The sequence below is a fragment of the Isoptericola sp. GX10416 genome, from assembly GCF_056590155.1.
On the sequence record NZ_JBWPVO010000024.1, the window covers coordinates 1,433 to 15,570 of the forward strand.

Genomic DNA, 14,138 nt, shown 5'->3' on the forward strand with positions numbered 1-14,138 from the left:
ACTCCTGGCGCTCGCGGCCGGCGCGGGCCTCATCACCGCCCCCGACCTCCCCGCGCCTCGCATGGAGGAAGTCGCGTTCGACTTCGAGACCGGCGCTCTGGTCCGCGTCCCCGCAGCGGCCCGCAGGGCCGCGCTGTGACCACCGCCCGCGAGCGCCGCGCCGTCGCCCTGTCCCTGGCCCTGTGCGTCGTCCTGGCGCTCGCTCTCGGCCTGGTGTCCACCCGCACCGCCCACGCCCCCACCCGCCCCGACCAGGAGGTCACCCGATGACGCACGCCACCCCGCCCGCACTCAGCTCGCCCGACCTGGCCGAGCACCTCCGACGGTTCGCCCACGACTCGACGCACGCCCTCGTCACGGCGCGCATCGAGGGCGGCGCGTCGGCGCTGAGCACCGCCGCGCGCCGCGTCCAGATGGACGCCTTGTTCGGTGCCGAGAGCCCCGTCGTCATCGCCTTCCTCGAGGAGATGGCCGCAGAGCTCGCAGAGGCCGCACGCCGCGGGGCCGACCTGTGATGCGCGCCGAGATCACCGTTGACGCCGGCGACCGCGGTCGTGTCACGACCTCCCAGGACATGGCATTCGACGAGCTGGGGTCCGTCTCGGATGCCGGCCTCGAGTTCCTCATCAGGTCCGTCGTGGACTCGATCTGCCGGGCCTACGACGTCGACCCGTGGGGCAGGCCGTGAGCGCCGCCGAGGAGCTGCGCCGCGTGCAGGACGCCGCGCTCACCGTCCCCGACCCAGCCCTCACGCCCGTCACCGTGGCCCAGCTCGACGCCGAGCCCACACCCATCTACGCCGCGGCGCTCGCGGCCCACGAGGCCCACCAGCTCGCACCGATCGCAGCCTGACCCAGCACCACCAGTCCCGGCCGGCGCAGGCCGCACGCTCGTCAAGGAGCACCGGGACACGCAGGACCGACCACCGCAACGACGCACCGGCCGGCCACGAGCACGCTCACTGCCTCCCGCGGACAACGACGTCCACGACACCGGGTAGCACGCCGTCAGACGGGCACGATTCACCATGTCCAGACGAGTGCAGACGTCTACCCGCACCGGGCTGGACTCTGAGCGTCACGGTTCGACGGGTACGGATGGAACAGCCGTCGACCCCCACCCAGGGGGAAGCACCACGACGCGCCTCGCCAGCCCATTGCACACCCCCGGTGTGCCGCTCCTCTGCCTCCCAGCCTGTCCCGGCTCCGACTGCGGTAGACGTGCGCCCTGACCCAGTCAGGGCGCACGTACCAACCCGCCGAGCCGCTCACCAACTGCGGTGCGCAACACCGCCCACCCCACGCCAGCACGGAAAGGAGCGCGACCCGATGACCCAGACCCTCACCCTCACCATCCCCCGCCGCCTGATCCTGTCCAGCAACGACCGCCACCACTACCACGACGCACGACGCCGAGTAGCAGACCTCCGGGCGCTCGCGGCCTACACCGCCCGCGCCCTCGAGCTACGACCCATGGACACCGCCACCGTCGACGTCGCCATCGCCTACCCCGACCGACGACGACGAGACACCCCGAACCTCTGGCCCACCGTCAAGCCCATCCTCGACGGACTGGTCACCGACTACGGCCTACTGCCCGACGACGACGACGAACACCTCCCCTCCCTCACGTTCCGGCGCTCGCGGCTCGACTGCCCGACCGGGCACGTCGTCGTCGAGCTGACGTTCCGCGAGGGCGACGGTGCCCGGTGACGACTGGGGTGGGCGGAAGGTTGCCGACGCCCGTACCCGGTGGGGTGCCCTCCTGCCCCTGCCGTGCTGGCTGGGGTGCGGGCGCCTGGTCGACGGCAGCACGCCGTGGGTCGTCGAGCACGACCCACCCCGGTGGGTCCAGCGCCGGGCCGGCGTCACCCGGATCCCCTCGAGCTCCGAGGTCGGCGTCTCGCACCGCTCGTGCTCGGACAAGTCGGGAGGCAAGACAGCAGCAGCGATCACGAACGCGCGCCGTCGCTCCGCTTCGCCCCGCCGCCTCGAGGAGCGTCCGCTACGCTGGTAGTCGAACGCCCGTTCGACCGCTGCACCGGTCGCGCGGGCGCTCGTCTTTGAGTCTCGACGGCAGCCCACGCATGAGCGCCCCTGCCGATGTGTGTGTGGAGCGCGCCCGCCGATCGAACGCCCGTTCGGGTTCCAGGGCAGGATGACGCCGTGGCCACACCCCGCTTCGCCTCCCGTGTACCGCGAGGCACCGACATCGCCGCCGCGCACACCGGCGCCCGGATGCTCGGCCTGCCCCTGACGCCGCAGGGTGAGCGCATCGCCTCCCAGCTCGAGGCCCGCAGGCGCGGCCGGCCCGACGAGGCGCTCTACCAGGAGCACGTCTTCCAGATCCCGCGCCGCGGCACCAAGACGACGTCGATCTTCGCGACCATGCTCGGCCGGTGCCAGACCCGGCCGGGGCACCGCGTCGTGCTGACCGCCCAGTCCGGCAACATCGCCTCGCAGATCATCCGCGAGCACGCGCAGCTCCTCCTGGCCCGCGGGCACGCCGTCGAGTCCCGCCGCCGGCACAAGCGCCCCGGCCGGATCGTGTACTACGCCAACGGTGGACGTGAGCGCCTCGAGTGGCCGGCGACCGACGCCGCCGGGAACTACGTCGACGTGTCCTCCGACGACTTCGACGACATGGACGACGCCGAGCGTGAGGGCATCCGGATGGGCTCGCAGATGTGGTGCGTGCCGCCCGACGCCGGCGCCGTGCGCTCCCGCGCGTCCGACGACATCTGGATCGACGAGGCCGGCGAGCTCGAGGGCGCCAAGGGTCACGACCTCCTCACCGGCGTGCTGCCCCTGATGGACACTCGCGGGCCGCTCTCGCAGCTCATCGTGTCCGGCACGCCGGGACGCTCCCGGGACGGCATGTTCTGGGACCTGCTCGACGAGGCCCGCGCCGGCGGACCCATGGCGTCCGCGATCCTCGACTACTCGGCGCCCGACAGCTCGGCCGACATCGCCCGCTTGCCCGACGTGCTCGCGGACCGCGGCGAGTTCCGCAAGCTGATCCGTCGGGTCCACCCCGGGATCTCCGCCGGCCTCACCACGGTGCAGACCATGGAGAAGCGCCTCTACCGGCTGGGTGACGTGAAGTTCGCTCGCGAGTACCTGTGCATCTGGCCGCTCGACTCCAACAGCGCCGCCGTCGACATGGAGGCATGGCGCAACGCCGCCGGCCTCGAACAGCCACTCCCCGACCGATTCGGCCTCGCCTACGACGTGTCCCCGGACGGCAGCACCGCGGCGCTCGCCGCCGCGTGGCGCGACGAGGCCGGCGTCGGGCACGTCGCGATCCTCGACTACCGCATGGGCGTCTCGTGGCTCGCCCCGACCGCGCACAAGGTGGCGCGCAAGTACCGGGTGCCGATCCGGTACGACGCCATCGGTGCGAACCACGGGCCGGCCGGCGACATCACCCGCCGGCGCGGCGTGACCCTCGCACCCGGTCGCGTCGCGGACGCTGCGGCCGCTGCGCAGCTCCTCGTGTCGAACCTCGCGGACGGTCTCCTCGAGCACTCCGACCAGGGATCGCTGACGTCCGCGGCCGAGGGCGCATCGTGGCGCAACTTCGAGGGCGGGCGCGTCTTCGGCCGGCGCGCGTCCGACGTCGACGTCTGCCCCATCGTGGCCGGATCTCTGGCGCTGTACCAGTTCGACCAGATGCCCGCCCGCGAGCGTCTGCGCGTGCTCACCACCGCGTCGTGACACGGCTACCGCAAGCGTGAACCGTCGACCGGGACGTCTGCCGGCCACGGTTTCGGTTACCCGCATGTCGGGTTTCGGGTGTCCGCATCCTGAGCCATGATGTGCCCGTGGCATGGGACCCGTTCAAGCGCGTGATGCAGCTCCTCGAGGTGGGCACCGCGAACGGGCGACCCTCCGGCACGCCGCACGCCATCGCCTCGCCCTGGTCGACGTCGCAGCTCTCCCAGGTCGTCTGGGCCGAGGTGTTCGAGGGCGCAGAGTTCGCACCCGTGATGCGCTCCGAGGCCGTGCGGGTGCCGGCCATCATCAAGGGCCGCGGCCTGATCGCCGGCACCCTGGCCCGCCAGCCACTCGCCCTGTGGGACGACGACGTCGAGCTCGACGACAAGCCCGCGTGGATGACCCGCAGCGACTCCGACCAGTCGCCCTACCAGCGCATGCTCTGGACCCTCGATGACCTGATCTTCGGTGGGACGTCGCTGTGGACCGTGGACCGTGACGACGACGACCAGATCACCGACGCCATCCGCGTCCCGCCCGAGTGGTGGGAGGTGACCCCGGACCTCGAGGTGCTCGTCTACGGACAGCCCGTGATCGACGGCACCGTCATCTTGTTCGAGGGGCCACAGGACGGACTCCTCGACATCGCCGCGGACGACATCCGCGCGTCGCGCGCCATGGGCCGCGCCTGGTCGTCCCGCGTCACCTCGCCCGTCCCGCTCGTCGAGCTGCACCAGACCGACGACGTCGAGCAGACCGACGAGGAGATCCAGGGACTCCTCAACTCGTGGGAGTCCGCCCGCCGGTCCGGCAACGCGACCGGCTGGACGCCGCACAACCTCCAAGTCAACGTCCACGGCGAGACGTCCACCGACCTGTACATCCAGGGCCGCAACGCCGCCCGCCTCGACTTCGCGAACTACCTCAACCTGCCCGCGACGATCCTCGAGGGATCGACCGCGACGGCGTCGCTGACGTACTCCACCCGCGAGGACAGCCGCAACGAGCTCCTCGACTACTCGCTCTACTACTGGGCAGCGCCCATCGAGGCCCGCCTCTCCCTCGACGACGTCGTGCCGGCCGGCCAGCGCGTCGCGTTCGACGTGTCGTGGCTCACCGAGCCGACCGCCCCGCCCACATCACCACCGCAGGAGGACTGACCCGTGACCGAGCCCACCCCCGCCGCCGAGGCACCCAAGCCCAAGCCGCCGGCCCGCCTCGAGTACAAGCGCCCCAAGCGCCGCGACGGCAAGCAGTCCGCCGTCACCGCGACCGTCTCCAAGACCGGCAAGGTGCAGCGCACCGTCAAGCGCGCCGACGGCACCACGATCAAGCTCGGGGAGGTCTGACCCGTGACCGGCATCCGAGCCGCCGGCGAGCTCCTCACAGCGAGCGCCGATGACCGGACCCTGTCCTACCTCCTGCTGCCGTACGGCGAGCAGGGCCGGACGAACAAGGGCCGCGTGATCGCGTCCGCCGGCACCCTGACGCTGCCTGATCGGCTCGTGGCGAACCTCGAGCACGACGAGAAGCGGCCGGTGGCGTGGTCGACGTCGCTCGAGGAGACCGAGCGTGGCCTCGAGGCGACGTTCGCCGTCGCTGAGACGACGGCCGGGAACGACCTGATCGCTGAGGCCGCGGCCGGTCTGCGGACCGGCGTGTCCGTCGAGATCGACCCCGTGGTCATCCGCAACGGCAAGCTCGTCGCCGGCACGCTGACCGGCGCCGGGTTCGTCACCAAGCCCGCGTTCCCGTCCGCGCGGCTCGTGGCCGAGGACGCCGGCGAGCTCGAGGACCAGGACGACGAGGACGACGACGAGGACCAGGACGACGCCGACGAGAACGCCGGCGCCGACGACACCACCCCGCCCGCGGGCAACCACCACGAGGAGAACACCGTGCCCCCCAGTGCTCGTGCCGCCGCCGGCGGCCTCGCCGCCCGCAAGGCCGGCGGCAACGACAAGATGACCGCCTCCCAGTTCTTCGACAAGCTCTCCGCCGCGCACGCCTCCGGCGGCGTCGCTGCGCTGCGCGCGGCGCTCGCGGACATCGTGCCGGCGAACACGCTCGGCCTCGAGGTCCCGGCCTACGTGGGCGAGCTGTGGTCCGGCCGCGCCTACCAGCGTCGGATCGTGCCGCTCCTGAACCACGCGAACCTCACGAGCTACGAGGTGCGCGGGTGGCGGTGGGTCACCAAGCCCGCCGTGGCGCCGTACTCCGGCAGCAAGGCCGAGGTGCCGTCGAACACCGTCTCGACCGAGGCCGTGATCCTGCCGGCCCAGCGTCTCGCCGGCGCGCACGACATCGATCGGAAGTACCGCGACTTCAACGACGCTGAGTTCTTCGCCGCGTACAACCGCGCGATGACCGAGAGCTACGCCGAGCAGTCCGACGCCGAGGTGCTCGGCGCGCTCCTCGCGGACGCGACTGCGGTCACCGCCGGCGCCGTGCCGGCCGGCGTCGCTCCCGGCCTGGTGTCCGTCGTCGACGGCGCGCTCGCCGTGCTCTCCGCCACCCGCGCGACCCCCACGTTCGCGCTCGTCGCGAACGACATGTGGCGCGAGATCATGTTCACCCCGCACGAGTCCGCGCTCGAGTACCTCAACGCGTCCATGGGGCTCGAGGAGGGCACCCTGTCCGGGTTCCGCATCATGCCCGAGCCGTCCCTCGCGGCCGGGCAGGTGCTCGTCGGCACCAAGAGCGCCGCGACCGTGCACGAGCTCGGCACCGTCCCCATCCGCGTCGAGGCCGAGAACATCGCCAACGGTGGCATCGACGTGGGCGTGTTCGGCTACCTCGCCACGAACATCCACTCCGAGGCCGGCCTCGCGCTCGTCACGCCCGCGGCCTGAGCATGAGCGAGTCGACGCCCTGGGAGGTCCAGCCCTACGACGGCTGGGCCTCCCTCGACGACGCCCGCGCCCAGTGGACGGACGCCGAGCAGATGGAAGACGACGAGCTCGAGCAGTACCTCGCGTCCGCCTACGAGCAGTGCGCCGACTTCGCGCCGCCGCTCGCCGCCGGGCAGACCGTGATCCCGCAACGACTCATCCAGGCCCAGATCATGCAGGCGCGCGCGATCTGGCGATCGATCACCGCCGGCGACGGCGACGCCCTCGGTCCCGAGGGATTCTCCGTGACCGTCTTCCCGATGGACTGGACCGTGAAGAACCTCCTGCGGCCCAAGCGAGGGGGCGTGAGGGTCGGATGAGCGCCCGCACCGAGATCGTCGACGTCCTGACCGCGGCCCTGCCGAGCACCTGGACCGTGCTGGCCCACGCCCGCGAGCTCAACAACGTCCGCAAGCCCACCGTCATGGTCGAGACGACCACGATCCAGTACGGCGTCTCCGCCGGCGTCTGGGGTGCCGTCGCGTCGGTCTACGTCGTCGCCCCGTTCGAGGACCCCGGCAAGGCCGAGGACTTCCTCGAGGACGGCGTCCTGACCGTGCTCAAGGCGCTCGCGGCCCTGTCGTCGACGATGCAGTCCGCGGACCGCGTCGAGCTGGGGGACAACCGGCAGCGCGCGTTCCGCGTCAACATCACGTACGCCCAGAAGAAGGAGTAGACCCATGGTCGAGATCGCAGTGAAGCCGCTCGTGATGAAGGACGTCACCCTCATCATCGACACGGACGGGGACGACTACAAGAAGCACGTCGACGGCGTGACGTTCACGCCGTCGTCCAGCGTGAACACCTGGACGGGCCTGGGGTCGAACACGCACACCGACTCCGCTACCGCGACGTGGACGCTGGACCTGTCCTACGTGCAGGACTGGGAGACGCCCGACAGCCTCTGCCAGTTCCTCCTGGCGAACGAGGGCGCGACGCTCGCCGTCGAGTTCAAGCCTCGCAGCGGGTCGGGCCCGTCGTTCACCTCCGAGGTGACGATCACCCCGGGCGCCATCGGCGGCACCGTGAACGCGTTCGCCACGACCACGACGACGCTCGGCTCGACCAAGCCCGTCCTGGTCCCGGCCGTCCCCTGACCGTGGCGACGCGCGTCACCGTCACCGGCGCTCGCCAGGTGGGGACCGCGGCGCGGCTCCTGCGCGGCGTCGACCAGGACGTGCGCCGCCAGGTCACCACCGAGCTTCGGCGCGTCCTGCCGACCGTGTGGGCACGAGAGGTCGACGACCGTCTCGCCACCCGGCAGGACCGCGCCGTGCTCGGCGGGGCCAAGGTCCGCATGGGATCGACGCCCAAGCTCGTCGCCGCGACCAGCTCGCCGCGCAACGGCGCCCGCATCTGGCGTCAGGTCGAGTTCGGGGACGGCAACAAGACGTTCGTCGAGTACACCGGGCAGGTGTTCCGCAACCGCGGCGTGAAGATGCGACGCCGCACCCAGGAGCAGCTCCCTGACCGCGCCCCGGCAGGACGCGCGCTCTACCAGGCCGTGCGCGCCACCGGGCCGCGCATCTACGCCCTGTGGACCCAGACCGTCATCCGGACCGTGTTCGACGCCCTGAGAGGAGGCACCGCCGGTGGCTGACCAGTTCGAGTTCGGGATCAAGCTGGACGCCGACACCACCCAGGCCAAGGACATGGCCGAGGTGCTCGACGACGTCAACAGCGCCCTGACCGACGTAGGCGACGCCGACCTGTCCGGCACCGACGACGAGCTCAGCACCGCCAGCAAGGAGGCCGGCGACCTCGAGACCAAGCTCAAGGACGCGTTCGACGCCGGCGACAAGGGCGCCAAGAACGCACGTCTCAGCTCGAGCGACTACAACGGCATCCTGCGCGAGACGAAGCGTTACGCCGCCGACACCGGAAAGAGCCTCGAGGACGCCTTCGACGACATCAAGCGGGCCGCGGCCGACGCCGGAATCGAGCTCGAGGACCGCACCCTCGACGCGATGGTCCGCATGGGTGAGAAGGGACCGACCGAGCTCGACAAGGTCAAGGCCGCGCTCAAGGGCATTGCCGACGAGTCCGAGACCACGGCAGCCGCCGTCGACGACTCCGCGGCCGCGCTCAAGGAGTCCTTCGAGGACAACGAGATCACCCCGGGCGACATCTTCAAGGAGAGCCTGCGCGCCGAGCTCGTGGCGAACATGTCCGAGACCGGCGCCGAGGTCATCCGCGGCTTCAAGGACGGGTTCGACTCCGAAGACCTCTCGACCATCGTCGACGGCGTCACCGACACCATGGTCGCCATCGGCACCCTGGGAGGCCCCGCCGGCGTCGCCGCGGGCCTCGCCGGCGGCGCCCTCGTGCAGATGTTCGCCGGCCCGGCCATCGAGGAATCCGAGAAGGCCGCAGCACGCTTCGAGGAGATCTACTCGACCGCGTTCGACATCATCGTCGAGAACGGCGCCGAGATGGGCCGCGAGCTCGCCATCCAGGCCGGCACCGACGCCATCGTGCGCGACACCGAGCAGTTCGCGGAAGCGCAGCAGATCGCCGCCGGGACCGGCGCGGACCTCGCCGTCGTGCTCCGCGCCCTCGCCGGCGACGAGGACGCCCTCGCCCTGGCGAGGGCAGACGGCACCGCCACCCTGAAGACCTTCAACGACGAGCTCGACAACATGAGCCTCGCGTCGGACGGCGTCTCCGGCTACCTCGTGAACCAGACCCAGAACATCCGCGAGCTCACGTCCGCGAACGGCACCACCACCGACAGCCTCGCCAAGCTCGAGGACCGCTACGGCACCGCGACCGAGGCCGTGCAGGCCGCGACCGACGCCGCCCAAGCCAAGGCCGACGTCGACGCCTACGCCACCGAGAAGGCGATCGCCAACGCCACCGCCACGGCCGAGCAGACCGGCAAGGTCCAAGACCTCACGGTGACCATCGACGGCGCCAGCGAGGCAATCCGCGTGATGCCTGACGGCAAGATCGTCAAGGTCACCGACGACGGCACCGTCAAGCTCACCCAGAAGGAGATCGAGTCGATCACCGGCACCGACGTGCCGATCACCGCCTACGCCGACACCGACAGCATCGACCGCGCCCGCCGCGACCTCGCGAACCGCGTCGGCACGATCACCGTGCCCGTCACCGCGGCCGCGTTCTCCGGCGCTCGAGCAGGGAAGTTCTACGGATGACGACCCAACTCGCCCCCGCCGACTTCCCCGGGTCGACCATCACGCCGACCCTCGTCATGAACTACGCCGAGCAGCGCCCCACCGGCGTCGTCGCACACCAGACCATCACCGGCGGCGTGCCCGTCATCGTGCGCCGCGCCGACCAGCAGCCACCGACCGGCACCTTCGAGTTCCTGTGCAGCACCGCGACGCTCGCGGACGCCGTCGCGGACCTCTGCGACGGATCCACCGACGTCATCCTCACCGGCGACGACGTCCCCGGCGCCCCGTTCACCTTCGCGCCCGTCGACGCCGCCGCCGTCACCGTCAACCAGCCGTACACCTCCTGGACCGTGCGCGTCCCGTACGTGAGGCTCACGTGAGCGCCATCGAGTACCTCGCCGGCGTCGACTTCCTCGTCGTCGGCACCGGCACGACGTCGTCGCCCCTCATCGACATGACGGTCACCCTCGACACCTCGTGGGAACCGTACGGACAGACCAACCTCACGCTCCCGCTCGACGAGGCGCTCGCGGCCCTGATCGAGCCGTCCGGGTCGCCGGATTACGTCGTGGCTCAGGTGTGGATGGTGCGGGACCTGGGCCTGCCCACCGAGCAGCAGGAGACGCCTGAGCTCGTGGTCCGCGGCGTCACGAAGGACCGCAAGGCGGGCACCATGTCGGTGCAGTGCGCGACGCTCGAGGCGCCGGCGGCATCGTTCGTCTGGCACGAGTCGACGCCGTACGTGTTCCCTGCCGGGTACGACCTCGTGACCCTCGTCAACAACGTGCTGACCGCGTCCGGCGTCGGTGGCCTCGACCCTGCCAGCCCGCCGACGTCGACGACGATTCCCGAAGAAGTGCAGTGGGAGGCCGGCGTTGACGCCATGAGCTTCCTCAAGCCGCTCGTCGACCTCGCCGGCCGCAAGATCATCTGCGACGACCGCCGCCGGTGGCTCCTGATCCCCATGGGGTACGCCGTGACCGAGGGACCGACCGACCCGCGGGTCTACCCGGCGTCTGACATCGTCGAGCTCGAGACGCGCAACTCGGCTGGGTCGAGCCCGTTCGCCACCGACGTCCTGGTCATCTACCGCTGGACGGACGACGCCGGCACCAGTTTCGAGCAGATCGACGTGTCGATGCCCTCCGGTGCCGGCCAGCCGGTCTGGCACGTCGAGCGCGTCGCGGGCCGCTACCCGGGGCCGGGAGGCGCGGACGCCCTGCGCTCGCGCCTCGCCCGGTGGCGGGACGAACGCGCCTTCCGCATGGCGTGGGACCTCGAGCTACGCCCCGGTATCACCGCCGTCGTGCAGGAGGCTGACGGGACCCTCGCGGCCGGCAAGGTCCAGTCGGTCACGTTCCGCGGCGACGGAACGATGGACGTCGTCGCGCCCGTCTCCGGTATCACATTCGACGACGCCGGCACGCTCACCTTTGATGAATCGTCGCCCATCACATTTGACGACGCAAATGACCTGCTATTCATCTGAGAAAGGGGTGAATTATGAATGTATTAGGCGGCATTCCCGCGCTCGAGGGTTCCGACCCCATCGAGTCGACGCCTGACTACACGGTCGCGCTGCGCGACGCCCTCCTGTCGTTCGGCGTCTGGCAGGACTACACGCCCACGTTCGGGTCCGTGACGCTCGGCAACGCGACGGTCAAGGGCCGCATGATGCGGCTGGGCAACACGGTCAAGCTGCGCGGCTCGCTCGTCTTCGGCTCGACGACCGCCATCGTCGGTTCCGGGTTCCGCGTCTACCTGCCCGTGGCGGCATCGACCGCCGCCGGCGACGCGCTCGGACAGCCGATGGGCGACGTGTTCGCCGTCGACGCCTCGACCGGCACGAGCTCGCGCACGCTCGGCAAGCTCCTCCTGGCGAGCCTGCCTACCGAGACGTTCATGGTCCTCAACGGTCCCGGCGCCGACGCCGGTTCCATCACCGCTACGACGCCGTGGGCCTGGGGCACCGGCGACGAGATCCGCTGGTCGGTCGACTACGAGGCCGCAGCATGACCCAAGGAGAAGGATGACCACCGTCCAGCAGCAGGCAAGCAGCCGCGACCTCGACAGGTTCCTCGCGTGGGCTGACGCCTACGGGTTCCGGGTGGCCGAGCACCCCGACTACGGCGGCGTGACGCCTGGCGCGCACGCCGCGGACGGCTTCCACCCCAAGGGACTCGCCGCCGACCTCAACTGGGGTGCGCCGGGCACGAGCTCGGCCGAGCGGGAGGCGTTCCTCTACGCCATCCGCGTCGCCCAGTCGATCGGCCTGGGGTGCATCTACGCGCGCGACGGCCGCGGCGGCTCGGCGGGGCGGCACACCACGCACCTGCACGTCGACTGTTCGACGTCGACGAACTTCGGTGCCGGCTACTCCCGCACGCCCCGGGGTGACCGCAAGGTGCAGCGGTTGCAGCACGCCGTGCACCTCCCCATGAAGGCCCGCGACAACCTGTGGGGCGACGACACCGACGCCCGCCTCGAGGCCGTGCGCGCCGCGTCCCGGCTCAAGGGCCGCAAGTTCCCTCGAGGTGTCACCGCGGCTCAGCTCGCCGTTGGCGTCACCCGGGACGGGAAGTGGGGCGACCGGTCCCGGGCCGGCCACGACCAGACCGTGCACAACATCCAGGGCGTTCTGGACGTGAAGCAGGACGGCATCTGGGGACCGGCCACCGAGCGCGCCTACCTCACCATGCGGAAGGATCGGAAGCTGTGACCATCTGGGAGAAGATCAACCCGCCCGCCCGCGTGCGCCGGTGGGCCTACGGCGTCACCGCCGCGGGCCTCACCGTCGCCGGCGTCTACGGCGTGCTCGACGGCGAGCAGATCGCAGCGTGGGGACTCCTCGCGGCCGCGGCGCTCGGCCTCGCCGCCGGCAACACGTCCACCGCCGGCGGCGATGGACGCTGAGTTCTGGTCGACGCTCCTCTCGGAAGCCATCCGAGGCGCTGCCGCCGTCACCGTAGCCGCCGTCACCGTGGGCATCCCCGCGTGGCGGCGGCTCGGCCGCATCAAGGTAGCCGCCGAGCAGGCCAGCGAGCAGGTCAAGAACGACCACGGCACCAACTTTCGAGACGACTTCGACGGCCTGCACACCGACGTGCTGGCCCTGCACGGCTACGCCGACGAGAACCGCGCCGCGGCCGCGGCAGCGGCCCGCGACGCAGCGGCAGCCGTGCAGGCAGCCGGCGCCGTCGCCGTCGAGCTGCGCCGCCTGTCCGACGTCGTCGAGCGGATGGACGGACGCCGCCCCCGACGCCGTCGCTGGTCGCTGACCTCAGCCCGCGGCCTGTAGGCCGAGCGCCGGCCCGCCCGCCGTCGCGACAGCCTCCACCACCCGCCGGCGGGTCGCCGCGTCCACGAGCACGTAGACCTGAGTCGTCGCCGCGCTCGCGTGCCCCAAGAGCTGCTGCACCGCGAACATGTCGCCCGTCGCCGCGTACGCCACCGACGCGAACCGGTGCCGCAGCGCGTGCATGCTCACCCCCTCCGGCAACAACCGGCTGATCGACACCCCGACCGTGTTCGGTGCAAGGTGCCCGTCCGTCTTGCCCGGGAACAGGTAGCCGGGCCCCGCGAGCCGCAGCTCACGCGCGATGTCCCCCGGCAGCGGCACCACGCGATCCTTCGAGCCCTTCCCGTGCGCGATGAGCGACCAGTCCCCGCCGTCCTCCCGCATGTCCCGCTGAGGATGCACCTGAGCCACCTCCGCGCGCCGTAGACCGCACTCCGCGGCCAGACGCAGCATCATCCGCTCACGGGCGCTCGCGGCCCTCAGGGCGGACGCGTAGGCGTGCTCCGGCGCCGGGTGCGGTGCGGGCGGTTGCTTGCGGGCAGCGGGCAGCGCGTCGCCCGGGTTCGTGGTGACGTGGCCAGCGATGACCGCCCACCGGTACGCGGCCCGGATCGCGCACCGGACCATGGCCCGGGTGGCGCGGCCCCACTTCGGGTGCGAGCCCATGAACGTCAGCAGATGCCCCGTCGTGACATCTGCCGGCGTGAGTCCGACCTCCCGCGCCCACCTGCCCAACCACGTCACCGCATCGGTGTAGGTGCGCACCGTCTCTGGGGAGTACCCCAGACCGATCAACGCTTGCCTCGAGCCCGTCCGAAAGTCGGTCCAATCCATCCCCGCTGAGCCTCCTCGTGAGGTCTCAGCGTCCATCGACAGCGGCAGTCCTGCCCAACTCCGCGGGGACCCGGTCGATGACGTCGACGGCCGGCAGACCGACGTACGAGCTCGCGCGCATCGGGCCGACCCCGAGCACCACGCGGTGCGGATGGAACGCCTGAAGGCCCGCCTGCGACGAGGACCGCACCGCGGCCGGATCGGCGCTCACGCGGCCAGATCCCAACCGCTGTGACCTGCTGTGCCAACATAACCCGCA

Annotated in this window: 22 protein-coding genes; 20 read left to right on the plus strand and 2 right to left on the minus strand. The window is 71.3% G+C overall.

What is annotated here, in order from left to right:
* Positions 1–135: 135 nt before the first annotated feature.
* The 20 genes from ACWAT2_RS19085 (at position 136) to ACWAT2_RS19180 (ending at position 13,045) form a co-directional block, all read left to right on the plus strand.
* Positions 136–270 (plus strand): hypothetical protein, encoded by a 135-nt coding sequence (locus tag ACWAT2_RS19085; protein ID WP_480049206.1) that lies wholly within the window; start codon positions 136–138, stop codon positions 268–270.
* Positions 267–515 carry a hypothetical protein gene (locus ACWAT2_RS19090; protein ID WP_480049208.1) on the plus strand — a complete coding sequence of 83 codons (249 nt, stop codon included), beginning with the start codon at positions 267–269 and terminating at the stop codon, positions 513–515. The genes ACWAT2_RS19085 and ACWAT2_RS19090 overlap by 4 nt, the downstream gene beginning before the upstream one ends.
* On the plus strand, positions 515–688 hold the full coding sequence (locus ACWAT2_RS19095) for a hypothetical protein (protein WP_480049210.1): 174 nt from the start codon (positions 515–517) through the stop codon (positions 686–688). The genes ACWAT2_RS19090 and ACWAT2_RS19095 overlap by 1 nt, the downstream gene beginning before the upstream one ends.
* Entirely contained in the window at positions 685–852 is a 168-nt protein-coding gene (locus tag ACWAT2_RS19100; protein WP_480049212.1) for a hypothetical protein, read from the plus strand. Before ACWAT2_RS19095 ends, ACWAT2_RS19100 begins: the two co-directional genes overlap by 4 nt.
* A gap of 476 nt (positions 853–1,328) precedes the next feature.
* Positions 1,329–1,712 carry a RusA family crossover junction endodeoxyribonuclease gene (locus tag ACWAT2_RS19105; RefSeq protein WP_480049214.1) on the plus strand — a complete coding sequence of 128 codons (384 nt, stop codon included), beginning with the start codon at positions 1,329–1,331 and terminating at the stop codon, positions 1,710–1,712.
* Between the two features lie 453 nt (positions 1,713–2,165).
* Entirely contained in the window at positions 2,166–3,716 is a 1,551-nt protein-coding gene (locus ACWAT2_RS19110) for a hypothetical protein (protein ID WP_480049216.1), read from the plus strand.
* A 107-nt stretch (positions 3,717–3,823) separates the two neighbouring features.
* On the plus strand, positions 3,824–4,876 hold the full coding sequence (locus ACWAT2_RS19115) for a phage portal protein (protein ID WP_480049218.1): 1,053 nt from the start codon (positions 3,824–3,826) through the stop codon (positions 4,874–4,876).
* Between the two features lie 3 nt (positions 4,877–4,879).
* Complete coding sequence (locus ACWAT2_RS19120; RefSeq protein WP_480049220.1) at positions 4,880–5,065, plus strand: hypothetical protein; 186 nt, start codon at positions 4,880–4,882, stop codon at positions 5,063–5,065.
* Between the two features lie 3 nt (positions 5,066–5,068).
* Positions 5,069–6,568: a phage major capsid protein gene (locus tag ACWAT2_RS19125; protein ID WP_480049222.1), complete on the plus strand. Its 1,500-nt coding sequence runs from the start codon at positions 5,069–5,071 to the stop codon at positions 6,566–6,568.
* Between the two features lie 2 nt (positions 6,569–6,570).
* Positions 6,571–6,927 carry a hypothetical protein gene (locus ACWAT2_RS19130; RefSeq protein ID WP_480049224.1) on the plus strand — a complete coding sequence of 119 codons (357 nt, stop codon included), beginning with the start codon at positions 6,571–6,573 and terminating at the stop codon, positions 6,925–6,927.
* On the plus strand, positions 6,924–7,283 hold the full coding sequence (locus ACWAT2_RS19135) for a hypothetical protein (RefSeq protein WP_480049226.1): 360 nt from the start codon (positions 6,924–6,926) through the stop codon (positions 7,281–7,283). Before ACWAT2_RS19130 ends, ACWAT2_RS19135 begins: the two co-directional genes overlap by 4 nt.
* A gap of 4 nt (positions 7,284–7,287) precedes the next feature.
* A complete protein-coding gene (locus tag ACWAT2_RS19140) occupies positions 7,288–7,704 on the plus strand; it encodes a hypothetical protein (protein WP_480049228.1) in 417 nt (138 codons plus the stop codon).
* A 2-nt stretch (positions 7,705–7,706) separates the two neighbouring features.
* Positions 7,707–8,207, plus strand: coding sequence for a hypothetical protein (locus ACWAT2_RS19145; protein ID WP_480049229.1), 501 nt, complete (start codon positions 7,707–7,709; stop codon positions 8,205–8,207).
* Positions 8,200–9,765 (plus strand): hypothetical protein, encoded by a 1,566-nt coding sequence (locus tag ACWAT2_RS19150; protein WP_480049231.1) that lies wholly within the window; start codon positions 8,200–8,202, stop codon positions 9,763–9,765. The genes ACWAT2_RS19145 and ACWAT2_RS19150 overlap by 8 nt, the downstream gene beginning before the upstream one ends.
* Positions 9,762–10,127 (plus strand): hypothetical protein, encoded by a 366-nt coding sequence (locus ACWAT2_RS19155; RefSeq protein WP_480049233.1) that lies wholly within the window; start codon positions 9,762–9,764, stop codon positions 10,125–10,127. The genes ACWAT2_RS19150 and ACWAT2_RS19155 overlap by 4 nt, the downstream gene beginning before the upstream one ends.
* Positions 10,124–11,236, plus strand: coding sequence for a hypothetical protein (locus tag ACWAT2_RS19160; RefSeq protein ID WP_480049235.1), 1,113 nt, complete (start codon positions 10,124–10,126; stop codon positions 11,234–11,236). The genes ACWAT2_RS19155 and ACWAT2_RS19160 overlap by 4 nt, the downstream gene beginning before the upstream one ends.
* Positions 11,237–11,250: 14 nt before the next feature.
* On the plus strand, positions 11,251–11,763 hold the full coding sequence (locus tag ACWAT2_RS19165; RefSeq protein WP_480049237.1) for a hypothetical protein: 513 nt from the start codon (positions 11,251–11,253) through the stop codon (positions 11,761–11,763).
* A gap of 13 nt (positions 11,764–11,776) precedes the next feature.
* The gene (locus tag ACWAT2_RS19170) at positions 11,777–12,466 is read left to right on the plus strand and encodes a hypothetical protein (protein ID WP_480049239.1); all 690 of its coding nucleotides are present in this window, start codon (positions 11,777–11,779) and stop codon (positions 12,464–12,466) included.
* Positions 12,463–12,660 (plus strand): hypothetical protein, encoded by a 198-nt coding sequence (locus ACWAT2_RS19175; RefSeq protein ID WP_480049241.1) that lies wholly within the window; start codon positions 12,463–12,465, stop codon positions 12,658–12,660. Before ACWAT2_RS19170 ends, ACWAT2_RS19175 begins: the two co-directional genes overlap by 4 nt.
* A complete protein-coding gene (locus ACWAT2_RS19180; protein ID WP_480049243.1) occupies positions 12,650–13,045 on the plus strand; it encodes a DUF2746 domain-containing protein in 396 nt (131 codons plus the stop codon). The genes ACWAT2_RS19175 and ACWAT2_RS19180 overlap by 11 nt, the downstream gene beginning before the upstream one ends.
* Here ACWAT2_RS19180 and ACWAT2_RS19185 read toward each other — a convergent pair.
* The gene (locus ACWAT2_RS19185) at positions 13,028–13,810 is read right to left on the minus strand and encodes a tyrosine-type recombinase/integrase (RefSeq protein ID WP_480049245.1); all 783 of its coding nucleotides are present in this window, start codon (positions 13,808–13,810) and stop codon (positions 13,028–13,030) included. The two genes, ACWAT2_RS19180 and ACWAT2_RS19185, sit on opposite strands and share 18 nt — an antisense overlap.
* A gap of 94 nt (positions 13,811–13,904) precedes the next feature.
* Positions 13,905–14,090, minus strand: a complete 186-nt coding sequence (locus tag ACWAT2_RS19190; RefSeq protein WP_480049247.1) for a hypothetical protein — start codon at positions 14,088–14,090, stop codon at positions 13,905–13,907.
* Positions 14,091–14,138: the final 48 nt, after the last annotated feature.

Bases quoted from the DNA above. Each gene is read 5' to 3' on its own strand.
- ACWAT2_RS19090 (WP_480049208.1), top strand. From the start codon at position 267: ATGACGCACGCCACCCCGCCCGCACTCAGCTCGCCCGACCTGGCCGAG.
- ACWAT2_RS19095 (WP_480049210.1), top strand. From the start codon at position 515: ATGCGCGCCGAGATCACCGTTGACGCCGGCGACCGCGGTCGTGTCACG.
- ACWAT2_RS19105 (WP_480049214.1), top strand. From the start codon at position 1,329: ATGACCCAGACCCTCACCCTCACCATCCCCCGCCGCCTGATCCTGTCC.
- ACWAT2_RS19130 (WP_480049224.1), top strand. From the start codon at position 6,571: ATGAGCGAGTCGACGCCCTGGGAGGTCCAGCCCTACGACGGCTGGGCC.
- ACWAT2_RS19135 (WP_480049226.1), top strand. From the start codon at position 6,924: ATGAGCGCCCGCACCGAGATCGTCGACGTCCTGACCGCGGCCCTGCCG.
- ACWAT2_RS19140 (WP_480049228.1), top strand. From the start codon at position 7,288: ATGGTCGAGATCGCAGTGAAGCCGCTCGTGATGAAGGACGTCACCCTC.
- ACWAT2_RS19155 (WP_480049233.1), top strand. From the start codon at position 9,762: ATGACGACCCAACTCGCCCCCGCCGACTTCCCCGGGTCGACCATCACG.
- ACWAT2_RS19165 (WP_480049237.1), top strand. From the start codon at position 11,251: ATGAATGTATTAGGCGGCATTCCCGCGCTCGAGGGTTCCGACCCCATC.
- ACWAT2_RS19170 (WP_480049239.1), top strand. From the start codon at position 11,777: ATGACCACCGTCCAGCAGCAGGCAAGCAGCCGCGACCTCGACAGGTTC.
- ACWAT2_RS19180 (WP_480049243.1), top strand. From the start codon at position 12,650: ATGGACGCTGAGTTCTGGTCGACGCTCCTCTCGGAAGCCATCCGAGGC.